Below are 12,885 nucleotides of genomic sequence, written 5' to 3' on the forward strand. Positions count from 1 at the left end.
GCACCGACCTTCGCATCCGAGATCCCCACCGAAGTGAGGGTCTGGGCACCGGTGTTGGTCACCAGGAAGCTGTACGCGATCGTGTCGCCCGCATCCACCCGACCATTCGCATTCACATCGACCGGCGTCCCCGCGGTCTTGTCCAGGAAGATGCTGCGCACCGTGGAGGTCGGCGTCGAGGTGCTCGACGGCGCCGACGTCACCGCCGGACCCGTCGGCGGCGTCCCGCTCGCCGTCGCCGTGTTCGCCACCGCACCGGAGTTCACATCAGCCTGCGTGATCGTGTACGACGCCGTACACGTCGTGGTCGCATTCGGCGCCAACGTCGTCACCGGACAACTCACCGTGCCGACCTTCGCATCACTCACCGCGACCCCGGTCAACGTCACCGCACCGGTGTTGCGGACCAGGAAGCTGTAGGCGATCGTGTCCCCGGCATCCACCCGACCGTTGGTGTTCACATCCACCGGCGTCCCAGCCGACTTCGTCAACGACAACGTCGCCACCGTGCTGGTCGGCGTGCTCGTGGAGTCAGGCGCCGAAGCGATCGGACCACCCGTCGGCGGCGTCCCGTTCGCCGTCGCGGTGTTGTTCACCGCACCCGCATTCACATCAGCCTGCGTGATCGTGTACGACGCCGTACACGTCGTCGAGGCCCCCGGCTGCAACGTCGTCACCGGACACGTCACCGCACCGACCTTCGCATCCGAGATCCCCACCGAAGTGAGGGTCTGGGCACCGGTGTTGGTCACCAGGAAGCTGTACGCGATCGTGTCGCCCGCATCCACCCGACCATTCGCATTCACATCGACCGGCGCCCCCGCGGTCTTGTCCAGGCTCAGCGAGCGCAGGGTCGAGGTCGGCGTCGTGGTGGTGTCGGGGGCCGAGTTGGCCACCGGTCCCGTCGGCGGCGTGCCACGTGCGGTGGCCGAGTTGTTGACCGCCCCGGTGTTCACGTCGGCCTGGGTGATCGTGTAGGTCGCCGTACACGTCGTCGAGGCGCCGGGAGCCAGGGTCGTGCTGGGACAGGTGACCGTGCCGACCTTCGCATCCGTCACCCCGACCGCGGTAAGCGTCACCGCACCGGTGTTGGTCACCAGGAACGTGTAGGCGATCGTGTCCCCCGCATCCACCCGACCAGTGCCGTTGAAGTCGACCGGGGTGCCGGCGTTCTTGTCGATGGTGAGGGCGGAGATGGTCGAGGTGGGCGTCGTGGTGCTGTCCGGCAGGGAGGCGATGGCCGCGCCAGTGGGTGGCGTGCCGTTGGCCGTCGCTGTGTTGTTGACCGCACCGGAGTTCACGTCGGCCTGCGTGATCGTGTAGGTCGCCGTACACGTCGTCGAGGCCCCCGGCTGCAACGTCGTCACCGGGCAGGAGACCGTGCCGACCTTGGGGTCGCTGATGCTGACCCCGGTCAGCGTCTGGGCGCCCGTGTTGGTCACCAGGAAGGCATAGGCGATCGTGTCGCCCGCATCCACCCGGCCGTTGTTGTTCACGTCCGTGGGAGCTGCGGCGGTCTTGTCCAGGGAGAGGCTGCGCACCGTGGAGGTCGGCGTCGAGGTGCTCGACGGAGCCGACGTCACCGCCGGACCCGTCGGCGGCGTCCCGCTCGCCGTCGCCGTGTTCGCCACCGCGCCAGAGTTCACATCAGCCTGCGTGATCGTGTACGTCGCCGTACACGTCGTGGTCGCGTTCGGCGCCAACGTCGTCAGCGGACAACTCACCGTGCCGACCTTCGCGTCGTTCACCGCGACGGTCGACAGCGTGACGGCACCGGTGTTGCGGACCAGGAAGCTGTAGGCGATCGTGTCCCCCGCATCCACCCGACCGTTGGCGTTCACATCGACCGGGGTGCCAGCGGACTTGGTGAGCGACAGCGTGGCAACGGTCGAGGTCGGAGTCGTGGTCCCGGAGGGCGCCGAGGTGATCAGCGTGTTGCCGGGGTTGCGACCGTTGGCCGTGGCGGTGTTGACCACCGAGCCGGCGTTCACGTCGGCCTGCGTGATCGTGTAGGTCGCCGTACACGTCGTCTGGTCGGTCGGGGCGAGCGTGGTGACCGGGCAGGTGACGGTGCCGACCTTGGCGTCGGCGATCGCGAGCGACGTGAGCGTGACAGCGCCGGTGTTGGTGACCCGGAACGAGTAGGCGATCGTGTCGCCGGCATCCACCCGGCCGTTGGCGTTGACGTCGACCGGGGCCGCCGCCGCCTTGACCAGGGTCAGGGTGGCGATGGTCGAGGTCGGCGTCGAGGTCGAGTCAGGCGCAGAGGCGATGGCCGCTCCGGTGGGCGGGGTGCCGTTGGCCGTGGCTGTGTTGTTGACGGCGCCTGCGTTCACGTCGGCCTGCGTGATCGCGTAGGTCTTCGTGCAGGTGGTCGAGGCACCCGGCTGCAACGTCGTGACCGGGCAGGAGACCGGGGCGGTCTTGGGATCGGTGATGCTGACCGAGGTGAGGGTCTGGGCCCCGGTGTTGGTGACCAGGAACGTGTAGGCGATCGTGTCACCGGCGTCCACCCGGCCGTTGCCGTTCACGTCGGTGATGCCACCGACGGCCTTGTCCAGGGTGATCGTGCGGATCGTGCTGGTGGGGGTCGACGTGGTCGACGGTGACGAGGTGACCCGTGGGCCCGACGGGGGCGTGCCTGAGGCGGTCGCCGAGTTGGCGACGGCGCCGGTGTTCACGTCTGCCTGCGTGATCGTGTAGGTCGCCGTACATGTCGTGGTGGCGTTGGGGGCGAGCGTGGTGACCGGGCAGGTGACCGTGCCGACCTTGGCGTCGTTGACCGCGACGGCGGTCAGGGTGACCGCGCCGGTGTTGCGGACCAGGAAGCTGTAGGCGATGGTGTCGCCGGCATCCACCCGGCCGTTCGCGTTGACATCGACCGGGGTCCCGGCGGACTTGGTGAGCGTGAGCGTGGCCGCACCGCTGGTCGCGGTCGAGGTGCTGTCGGTGCTGGTCGTCGCCGCCCCCGTGGGCGGGGTGCCGGTCGCGGTTGCGGTGTTGTTCACGCTGCCGGCGTCGACGTTGGCCTGGGTGATGACGTAGACCGGTGCGGTGCAGGTGGTCGAGGCGCCGGGGGCCAGCGTGGTCACCGGGCAGCTGACCGATGCCACCAGGTTGTCGGTGACACCCACCGAGGTCAACGTGACGTCGCCGGTGTTGGTCACCAGGAACGTGTAGGTGATGCGGTCCCCGGCGTCGACCAGCCCGTTGGCGTTGACGTCCACCGGCGTGCCGGCCACCTTGTCCAGCACGATCCGCTTCAGGGCACTCGTCGTGGTGGAGGTCGAGGAGGTCGCGGTGACCGCCGCTCCGGTCGGCGGGGTCCCGGTCGCCGTGGCCGTGTTGGCGACGCTTCCTGAGTTCACGTCGGCCTGGGTGATCGTGTAGGCCGCGGCCGTGCAGGTGGTCGAGGCGCCGGGAGCCAGCGTGCTCACCGGGCAGGTGACCGTGCCGACCTTGGCATCGGTGACCCCGACCGCGGTCAGGGTCTGCGCTCCGGTGTTGGTGACCAGGAAGGTGTAGGCGATGGTGTCGCCCGCGTTGACCCGCCCGTCGCCATTGACGTCGACCGGCGTCCCCGCGGTCTTCACCAGGCTGACCGAGCGCACGGTGCTGGTCGGGGTCGACGTGGACGAGTTGGCTGTCACCACGACCGACGTGGGTGAGGTGCCCGTGGCCGTGGCGGTGTTGTTGACCGATCCGCTGTTCACGTCAGCCTGCGTGATCGTGTAGCTCTTCGTGCAGGTCGTGCTCGCCCCGACGGCCAGCGTGGTCACCGGGCAGGTCACCGGACCGACCTTCGGGTCACTGACGCCCACGGCGGTGAGGGCCGACCCACCGTTGTTGGTGACCAGGAAGCTGTAGGGGATGGTGTCGCCCGCGTCGACCCGGCCGTTGCTGTTCACGTCGACAGGGGTGCCGGCGGTCTTCACCAGGTCGATCGACGGCTGCGCGGTGTTGGTGAACGTGCAGGTGATGTCCTGCTGGCGCCCCGACGTGACCGAGGTGGAGGCCGGGAAGTTGAGGGAGATGCTCGTCCCGGTGCCGGTCGAGACCGTGGTCCCGACGGCGTTCACACACGCCCACGTGGTCGTGTAGGTGCCGGTGGTCGCGGCGGTCGGCGCCTCGGTGATGGTGAGCGGGGTGGCCGTGGTGGCCGGGTTGGTGGCGACCGTGAGGTCGGGGACCCCGAAGGTCGAGTTGTTGAAGAAGGTCTTGGGTCCGCTGCTGTCGCCGTTGCTGGCTGCGGCTCGGACCTGCGTGCCGTTGACCGACAGGTTGAAGGCGCCCGCGGCGCCGCCGGGGATCACCTTGGCGACATTGATCGTGGGCTGGATCACGAGGGTGTAGTCCTCGACCTCACCGGAGTCGGCGAAGCCGGTGGCGTTGGCAAGTTGGGTCGTGCCGTACGCCGCCCGGAAGCGCGCATAGGTGACCCGTGCCTCCGCGGTCGTCGGGATCGTCCAGCTCAGGGCGACGCTCGTGGCACCGGCCGCGAAGTTCCCGCACACCCGCTCACCGGTGGCGAAGGTGCCGCTGCCGTCGAAGTCGATCCACCCACAGACCTGCCCGGCCTTCGAGGCCCCGGAGATGGGGACGGTCAGGTTGTAGGCCGAGCCGATCTGACTGGTCTTGATCACCGGGAGGGCCGTGAAGGCATCTTCCTCCAGGCCGTCGCCGTTGCTCCCGTTGGCGCTGGCGCCGGCGGCCACCGCGTTGGGGCTCGTCGTCGCGTTGGCGACGGTGACGTTGTCGGCCTCGACGATCGACCCCATCTTCAGGTCACCGATCGCGTGGGCGGCCGCCCGGGTGGGGTCGTACGACGCGGGCGCATCGCCGAAGTCCTCGTCGTAGGTGACACCCCAACTGAAGGCGTCAGCCGACGTGGCCGAGTTGGTCCCCCCACCGATGACAGCGGTGAACAGTGCGTCCATCCGGAAGGTGACCGACGTAACGGTCCCGACGACCGGGACGCTGCCGCAGCCGGCGAAGTCGGCGAAGGTGACGGTGTTGCCATTCGTCGTGGTCGCGCTCCGGGAGTTGCAGGAGGGTGCGGTGCTTCCGTTGTCCGCGCCCACCGTGGCGCCACCGGTCACCGCCAGGTTGGTCGAGCCCGCACTCGGCGCCCCGAGGGTGGCTCCCGCCGGCGAGCTGCCGGTGAGCACGGGGACGGCGCGCAGGGACGACATCGCGGTGACGCCACCGCCTCCTTCGGTCAGGCTCGCGCCGCCGATGCCGGTGAGGTGGATGACGGGGTTGGTGACGGGCTGGCTGAAGGAGATGGTCCAGGTGCCGAGGTTGGAACAGAGTCCCGTGGCCGGACAGTCTCCGGTGTCGAGGCGGCCCTGCTTGAACGGGGTGCCGGTCCCGATCCCGGGGGTGTACATCGCCGAGGTGCCACCGTTGGTGTTCATCGCGACAGGGCCGACGTGGCTCATCCCGCCGGTGACCGCCGAGCTCACGACGAGCCCGTCGGGCATGGTCACGGTGGAGGGAGTGGCGGTGGTGCCGGTCCAGGCCGCTGTGTTCACCCGATAGGCAGCCGCCGGAGGTGTGAGTGTGAGAACGGGAAGGACGGCGAGCACAACGAGTGCAGAGACCAGCACCCGTGCGCAACGGCGCATCCCATCCCCATTTCTTCCCAGTGACCAGTCAGCCCCAGCGTCCCCACAGTCCCGAGGCCGACTGCGCGCGTCATGCTATCGAGGTTGTCTGGACAAACGCCACTAGAAAGGGGGAAATCCCAACATGATTTTCGGCGGAGTGGGTACTCTCCGCGCCCGTCTTCAGCGAAGGGTGCCGCGCCACGCGGTCGGGACGCAGCCGACGGCGCCGTCGAACTTGAGATCGGCCTCGACGTCCCAGTCGACGGTCTCACCGGAAGGGACGTCCTTCAGGGTGGCTACTCCGCGGGCGACGAGGTCGCCACCGGTGGTGGCTGCCCAGCCCATGACGACCACGATGTCCTTGCTCTGCTTGGCGGAGTTGGTGACCGTGCCGGCCGCCTTGACCGTGCCTGGGTCGGTGTCGCAGGAGTCGACGACGACGTCCTTGATGATGCCCTGGTTCTTGCCGTCGAACTTGGGGATGTCGGGCAGCTTGGTCGGGGTGATCACCCCGGAGCTGGCCGCCGTCGGGGATGCGCTGGGCGATTTGTCGCCCTTGGGGTCGTCGTCTCCCGAGCACGCTGCGGTGCTCACCAGCAAGGCGACGGCCACGATCAACATGCGGCTGGACTTCAGCACGATCTCCCCTAGCGTCTCGGGCCCCGACGGTCAGGAGCCTCAGGCATGCGCAGACTGTACCGGTCTGCCGAACACCCCAGCGGACACGGCTCACGAGCGGGAACGAACCGGCGCTTGAGCGTGTTGGACACACTGGAACCCAGATTCGATCACCAGGAGGCACACGTGTTCGGCCGCAACAAGACTGAGATGGTCACCCCTGATCGCGCCCTGCCCGGGCGCTCGGAGAGTCCGTTCCACATCGCCGAGAAGCACCGCGTGCTCGACGCCCCGGTCGTCACTGACACCGCGCCGGAAGGATATGAGGTCGCGATCTTCGGGCTCGGCTGCTTCTGGGGTGCCGAGGAGATCTACTGGCAGATCCCGGGCGTGTGGTCCACGTCGGTCGGGTACGCCGGAGGCTCGACACCCCACCCGTCGTACGAAGAGGTCTGCTCGGGGCGCACCGGGCACACCGAGGCGATCCGGATCGTGTTCGACCCAGCCGTGGTGTCCTATGCGGACCTGGTCAAGCGGTTCTTCGAGGTCCACGACCCCACCCAGGGCATGCGCCAGGGCAATGACATCGGCACCCAGTACCGCTCGGCCATCTACTTCACCTCCCCCGAGCAGGAGGCCACCGCGCGTGAGCTCACCGCGACGTACGGCGCGGAACTGGCCCGTCGCCGCCTCGGTGAGATCACCACCGAGGTGCGTGAGGCGCCGACGTACTACTACGCGGAGGATCAGCACCAGCAGTACCTGGCGAAGAACCCATTCGGCTACCGCTGCCACGCGAACACCGGCGTCAAGTTCCCCGAGACCGCCTGACCCTGCTAGGTGGAGCACAGGACCGAAAGTCGAGGCGGGCACTTCCACATCCCGTTGAGCGAGCACGACGACACACCTCAGGCGTTCATCGAGCCCTCGGAGCAGATCGCCCGGCGCGATGTTCCCGAGGCCTGCGTCATCACGTTCTTCGGGGACGTCGTTGATCGACTCGTGGAACGTCGGGGTGCACGCGTGCTGGCCGAGAACCGGTGGGAGGACGGGCCACATCCTCTCCTCGAGGTCGAGCACGACGGTCGCCGGCTGGCGGTGCTCCGGTCAGGGGTCGGCGCCCCCTTGGCCGGGGCGCTTCTGGAAGAGGTGATCGCCCTGGGGTGCCGCTCCTTCATGGTCTGCGGCGGGGCCGGCGCCCTCCATGAGGACTTGACCCTGGGACATTTCGTGGTGGTGTCCGCGGCCCTTCGTGACGAGGGGACGTCCTTTCACTATCTGCCTCCCGGACGCCAGATCGAAGCGGACCCCGAGGCCCGCCGTACGCTCGAACGGGTCCTTGCAAGCCGCCGCGCACCGTACGTCTCCGGCCTGACCTGGACCACGGACGCGCCCTACCGCGAGACTCCCAAGAAGATCGCCGCCAGACGAGACGAGGGATGCCTCACGGTCGAGATGGAGGCGGCGGCACTGGCGGCCGTCGCGAGATTCAGAGGCGTTCGGCTCGCGCAGGTCGTCTACTGCGGAGACGACCTCTCCGGCTCCTCGTGGAATCACCGCTCCTGGCAGAGCCTCTCCGACGTCCGGGAGGACCTCTTCGATATCACCGCCACGGCGGCGCTGGCCCTCGGACACTCGAGCTTCGACTGAAATCGCCGGCTCCGGCGCGCCGGTCAGGTGGAAGAGTTGTCATGCCTGAACCGAGATCAGCTCCACCGCCTGTCATCAGCTCGTTCGTCGACGCAGGGTTCCGGATCAGGGCGGTCATCGAGCCGCCACCCGCGGCAGACACTCCGACGGAACTGCTGCCCAAGTCGGACGGCAGCTCATTCATCAGCTTCCTGTTCTTCGAGCTCGAAGCGAGCTGAACCAACCGGAGTCAGGCGACCTGAACGGCTTTCGGGCTCAGGTGCGTCTGGTGAAGGTGATCTTGCCGTTGGGTAGGTGGGTGGTCTGGTAGGTGGGGTCGTGGATTCGGGTGTGGTGCCTGGGGCAGAGCAGACGGCCATTGATGAGGTTGGTGGGTCCGCCGTGGGACCAGGGATGGTCGTGGTGGGCGTGGCACAGTGCGGGGGGCCAGTCGCAGCCCTCGGCAGTGCAGCCGCGATCGCGCAGCGCGAGGGCGATGCGTTGCGCTCGGGTGTGCAGGCGGCGTCGCCGGCCGAGGTCGAGGACCTGGGAGTTCCCGCCGAGGACGACGGGGATGATCGCGGCCTCACAGGCCAGTCGACGGGCCTGGTCGGCGGTGATCGGCTCGCCGGTGTCCAGCGTGCCGGCACCGGCCCCGGCCTGCAGAGTGCTGAGCGGGATGGTCACCACGATGGTCGCGTTGACGCCACCGGTGCTCGGGAGATGATCGGTGGGGAAGCGTTCGACGTACTCCGCGAACGCCTGCCCCAGTCGCTCGGGGGTCGCCAGCCTCTGCGCCGACGGCATCGGCCCACCCCCACCGCCGCTGTGCGCGGCGAGATGGCGCGGTGCGGCCAGCGCGGTCAGCGCGGTGCGGAGCATCGCGCCCTGCGCGGCCGGCAGGGTGAACCGTCCATGCACCCGACCGTGGCCGTCGTCGGCCATGGTGAACCTCGCCGATGCCTGGGCTGCGCGTTCCTCGCGCGCCAGCAACCGGGCCTCCTGGGCCTCAGCGACCTCGGAGGCCACGACGTCGAGGATGCGGCGCCCCAGCACCCGTAGGCGCTTCGCGTCATGTTCACCAGCCAACGCCACGAGCTCGGACTCGGCACGGGCCACGTTCGCGGGGCCCACGTCGTCGGGAAGCTCGGCCACCGCACGGACGATGACCTCGGCCTGCTCGAGCACGACGGCACCGGCCGCGAACGCGTCACGCACCGGTTCGTGCCCGGTGTCCAACGCCCGGGCCAGAGCCATCCGGTGCTGCGCCGTGCGTCGGGTCAGGCGCGTGACATGTGCCCACCACGACGCCGCAGACGTCGCCCCGCTGGCGTCCTCGACCCGGATCCGCTCGGCATGCGCAGCCACCCGCAGCTCCAGCTCGGCGACCTGCGCCGAAAGCCGGGTCAGGGCCACCAACGTCGAGGCGGTCTCCGCAGCGTCCATCGACCACAACGACACCCCCACCAGTCCCGACACGTCCGCAGACAGCTCATCGACCACACGTGTCACCACATGCCGGTCATCGGAGGCCAGAGCTGTCATGACCCCATCCCACCAACGCGCGCCGACAACTCACGCCCGAAATGTGGCGGCTTGCACCCCGACTAAAATAACGATGTGATCACGACCCCGGCAGACCCGTCGGGCACCCCGTGCGGTGATCAGGCATCCAGGTTGGCGCAATAGGCAACACTGAGGGCGTGACCGAACTCCCCCGCAAGGCCGCCGCGCGCACGGCCCGCCTGGCTGCCCTCCCGTTGGGGTTCGCCGGACGCAGCGCCCTCGGCTTGGGCAAGAGGATCGGTGGCAAGCCGGCTGAAGTCGTCCTGGCCGAGGTCCAACAGCGCACCGCCGAGCAGGTGTTCCGCACCTTGGGAGACCTCAAGGGCGGAGCGATGAAGTTCGGCCAGGCGATGTCGGTGCTCGAGTCGGCCCTGCCCGAGGACGTGATCGGGCCCTATCGCGAACAGCTCACCAAGCTCCAGGACTCGGCTCCCCCGATGCCCACCGGTCAGGTCCGTGAGGCCCTGGCCCGCGACCTCGGTGCGGACTGGCGCACGCAACTGGTCTGGCTGGACGGTGGCCCCACCGCTGCCGCGTCGATCGGGCAGGTGCACAAGGGACGCTGGCACGACGGGCGTGAGGTCGCCGTCAAGGTCCAGTACCCCGGTGCGGGCGACGCGCTGCGCTCCGACCTCAAGCAGCTGGCCCGCCTCGGCCGCACGGTGGGCTCGATGTTGCCCGGCGTCGACATCAAGCCCCTCATCGCAGAGCTGCTCGAGCGGGCCAACGAGGAGCTCGACTACCAGCTCGAGGCTGATGCCCAGCGCACCTTCGCCGAAGCGTTCCGTGACGACCCCGACATCGTGGTGCCGGACGTGGTCGCCGTCGGCGAGACCGTGCTGATCACCGAATGGCTCGACAGTCCCTACTCGTTGGCTCGCGTGATCGCGGAAGGGACCGAAGCCGAGCGCAACCACTACGGCGAGCTCTTCTTCCGCTTCCTGTTCGCAGGACCGGCACGCACCGGCATGCTGCACGCCGACCCCCACCCGGGCAACTTCCGCATCATCCCCGGCCCGAACGGCGAGCCGGGCCGGATGGGCGTGCTCGACTTCGGCGCGGTGGCCAGGCTCGCCGGCGGCACCCTGCCCCCCGCCATGGGCGCGTTGATCCGCATCGCGGCCCTCGAGGACCCCACCGAGCTTCTCGAGGGGCTGCGCGACGAGGGCTTCATCAAGCCCGGGGTCAAGATCGACCCCGACCAGCTGCTCGACTACCTCTCCCCGTTCGTCGAGCCGGCCCAGGTGGAGACCTTCCAGTTCTCCCGCGACTGGATGCGCGCGCAGTTCCAGCGCATCAACAATCCCCGCGACCCGGCGTACACGCTGGCACTGAAGATCAACCTGCCGCCGTCGTACCTGCTGATCCACCGCACCTGGCTGGGCGGACTCGGCGTCCTGAGCCAGCTGGGAGCCGAGGCCGGCTTCCGGCAGATCCTGACCGAGTCGCTGCCGGGCTTCGCCGACCCGGCCTGATCCCTGGCAGGGGATGCGAGGATCGCAGACATGACCGACCTCAGCTCTGCCCTCGCCCGTTGGCACGCCGTCATCGAGACCGGGGACGTGGCCGGGGTACGCCGGCTGCTGGCACCCGACGCGGTGTTCCGCTCCCCCGCCGTCTACGCGCCACAGGAAGGGGCGGACCTCGTGGCCGCCTATCTCACCGCCGCGATGTCGGTGCTGGGCGATCACTTCCGCTACGAGCGCGAGTGGGTCGGGGCCGACTCCGCCGTCCTGGAGTTCGTCTCCGAGGTGGACGGCCGTGAGCTGCACGGCATCGACATGATCACCTGGGACGCTGACGGGCTGATCTCGAACTTCACCGTCATGGTGCGGCCGCTGTCCGGGCTCAACGCCCTGATGCCGCGGATGGCGCAGGAACTCGCCCGAGGCCCGCAGCCGCCTGCGCATCCGTGACAACCATCGCGCGCCGCCACCTCGTTCTAGCAGGTGAAGGAGGACGCGATGCGAGAGGCTGCGGTGGTGAGCGAGCAACGTGCCCCCACGTTCGAGGAGTTCGTGGCGGCGCGGGGTCGAGACCTGTGGCGCAGCGCGTGGCTGCTGACCGGTGACGCCCAGAAGGCCGAGGACCTGCTCCAGACGGCCCTGGTCAAGTGCTGGCTGCGGTGGTCCTCGATCACCAAGGGTGACGCCGTCGAGTCCTACGTACGGCGCGCGCTGGTCACCACCTACACCGACTGGTGGCGGCGCCGCTGGACCGGCGAGATCCCGACCGGCGCGCTGCCGGACACCGCGAGGCTCGCCGACACCACCCTGTCCGACGAACGCCGTGACCTCGTGCTGGCCCTGGCCACCCTGCCCCGCGGGCAGCGCGCAGTGCTGGTGCTGAGGTATTTCGAGGACCTCACCGAAGCCCAGACGGCTGAGGCACTCGGCGTCTCGATCGGCACCGTGAAGAGCCAGTCGTCCCGGGCGCTCGCCTCGCTGCGTGCCTCCCACCTGCTCACCGAGGAGGACTGATGAACACCGAGGACCAACTGCGCCAGAAGTTCGCCCGGCTCGTCCCCGACGCCCCGGACACCGTCGTGGACCCGCGCAGCATCGAGGGCCGCGGCCGCACCGTCCGCGCTCAGCGTACCGTCGCCGCGTCGATCGCAGGCGCCGCGGTGCTGGCCGCCGTCCTCGTGCCGCTAGCTCTGCGGTCCGGTGCACCACACGACGGTGCTGCCGACCCTGCGAGCGCGACGCCGGACCCGTTCACGACCAGTCCGTGCCCGGACACCGGCCTGGACACCTACGCGAGCGAACCACTCCCGACGGACCTGGTCAGCGTGCGGTTCTGCGACGTCGGCACGCTCACCAGCCTCGTGCCGTCCCTGCCGAAGGACGCCCTCGTCACCGGCCTGCCCGACCTCGTCGCCCGACTCGAGAGCCTCCCGGCGGGCGACCCGGCCGCCTGCATGGCGGTGACGCCGGCGCCGCCGACAGCGGTGATGGTGTTCACCGGCACCGCTGGCGAGCAGGCGGTGGTGCCGGTGATGGCCTGCGCCTTGGCCGACGTGTCGGGCACCCTCCGCGACGCCCTGGGGATGCGTCAGGTGCTCCTCGAACAGCTCGCGGGCCAACGCCGCGAGCTCGAACGGCCCTCAGCCAGCTTCGACGCCTCCGACCTGTGCGCTTGGCGCACCACCGAGATCCACTTCGACCCGGCAGTCGAGTCGATCAGCAAAGCCGCCCTCTGCGGACCGGGCCGCCAGCAGCGCGCGCTCGATGCCGACGAGCTGCAGGTCGTGCAGGATGCGTGGCGCGACGCACTGAGCATCCCCGGGGGTGGCATCGCACGGGGATGCGAGGACCGGACCGCCGGGAGGCTGGTCGTTCTCACCGACTACGGCGACATCATCAGGTTCACCGCGGACAGCTGTCTGGTGGGGTTCGTGCAGTCCGGTTCGGTGACCGGGCAACCGTGGCGGATGCGCCTCGCAACCGACGTGCGGCCCTGA

10 protein-coding genes are annotated in these 12,885 nt (G+C 69.2%); 7 read left to right on the plus strand and 3 right to left on the minus strand.

All coding sequences use genetic code 11. From position 1 onward, the window contains the following. Together AB7I40_RS02300 and AB7I40_RS02305 are read right to left on the minus strand one after the other, a co-directional pair. A partial coding sequence (locus tag AB7I40_RS02300; protein ID WP_428343423.1) for a beta strand repeat-containing protein occupies window positions 1–5,534 on the minus strand: 5,534 nt, incomplete at its 3' end. A 255-nt stretch (window positions 5,535–5,789) separates the two neighbouring features. Then, entirely contained in the window at window positions 5,790–6,248 is a 459-nt protein-coding gene (locus AB7I40_RS02305) for a hypothetical protein (RefSeq protein ID WP_428343424.1), read from the minus strand. A gap of 165 nt (window positions 6,249–6,413) precedes the next feature. On the opposite strand from AB7I40_RS02305, the gene msrA reads away from it, so the two are divergent. Genes msrA through AB7I40_RS02320 form a run of 3 tightly spaced genes read left to right on the plus strand, consistent with a single transcriptional unit; the run spans window position 6,414 to window position 8,095 of the window. Then, a complete protein-coding gene (gene msrA / locus AB7I40_RS02310; protein ID WP_428343425.1) occupies window positions 6,414–7,058 on the plus strand; it encodes a peptide-methionine (S)-S-oxide reductase MsrA in 645 nt (214 codons plus the stop codon). A 54-nt stretch (window positions 7,059–7,112) separates the two neighbouring features. Continuing rightward, the gene (locus tag AB7I40_RS02315) at window positions 7,113–7,877 is read left to right on the plus strand and encodes a nucleoside phosphorylase (protein ID WP_428343426.1); all 765 of its coding nucleotides are present in this window, start codon (window positions 7,113–7,115) and stop codon (window positions 7,875–7,877) included. Between the two features lie 41 nt (window positions 7,878–7,918). Further along, window positions 7,919–8,095, plus strand: a complete 177-nt coding sequence (locus AB7I40_RS02320; RefSeq protein ID WP_428343427.1) for a hypothetical protein — start codon at window positions 7,919–7,921, stop codon at window positions 8,093–8,095. A 37-nt stretch (window positions 8,096–8,132) separates the two neighbouring features. Here AB7I40_RS02320 and AB7I40_RS02325 read toward each other — a convergent pair whose 3' ends face one another. After that, window positions 8,133–9,401 carry a DUF222 domain-containing protein gene (locus AB7I40_RS02325; protein WP_428343428.1) on the minus strand — a complete coding sequence of 423 codons (1,269 nt, stop codon included), beginning with the start codon at window positions 9,399–9,401 and terminating at the stop codon, window positions 8,133–8,135. 158 nt (window positions 9,402–9,559) lie between these two features. Here AB7I40_RS02325 and AB7I40_RS02330 point away from each other — a divergent pair, with 158 nt between their 5' ends. The 4 genes from AB7I40_RS02330 to AB7I40_RS02345 are packed head-to-tail and all read left to right on the plus strand — an operon-like array spanning window position 9,560 to window position 12,885. After that, window positions 9,560–10,897, plus strand: a complete 1,338-nt coding sequence (locus AB7I40_RS02330) for an ABC1 kinase family protein (protein WP_428343429.1) — start codon at window positions 9,560–9,562, stop codon at window positions 10,895–10,897. A gap of 30 nt (window positions 10,898–10,927) precedes the next feature. Further along, on the plus strand, window positions 10,928–11,338 hold the full coding sequence (locus AB7I40_RS02335) for a nuclear transport factor 2 family protein (protein WP_428343430.1): 411 nt from the start codon (window positions 10,928–10,930) through the stop codon (window positions 11,336–11,338). Window positions 11,339–11,386: 48 nt separating this feature from the next. After that, window positions 11,387–11,902, plus strand: coding sequence for a SigE family RNA polymerase sigma factor (locus tag AB7I40_RS02340; RefSeq protein WP_428343431.1), 516 nt, complete (start codon window positions 11,387–11,389; stop codon window positions 11,900–11,902). Next, window positions 11,902–12,885, plus strand: a complete 984-nt coding sequence (locus AB7I40_RS02345; RefSeq protein WP_428343432.1) for a hypothetical protein — start codon at window positions 11,902–11,904, stop codon at window positions 12,883–12,885. The genes AB7I40_RS02340 and AB7I40_RS02345 overlap by 1 nt, the downstream gene beginning before the upstream one ends.

Origin of the sequence: Nocardioides sp., from assembly GCF_050246775.1 — a bacterium.
Classification (GTDB): domain Bacteria; phylum Actinomycetota; class Actinomycetes; order Propionibacteriales; family Nocardioidaceae; genus Nocardioides.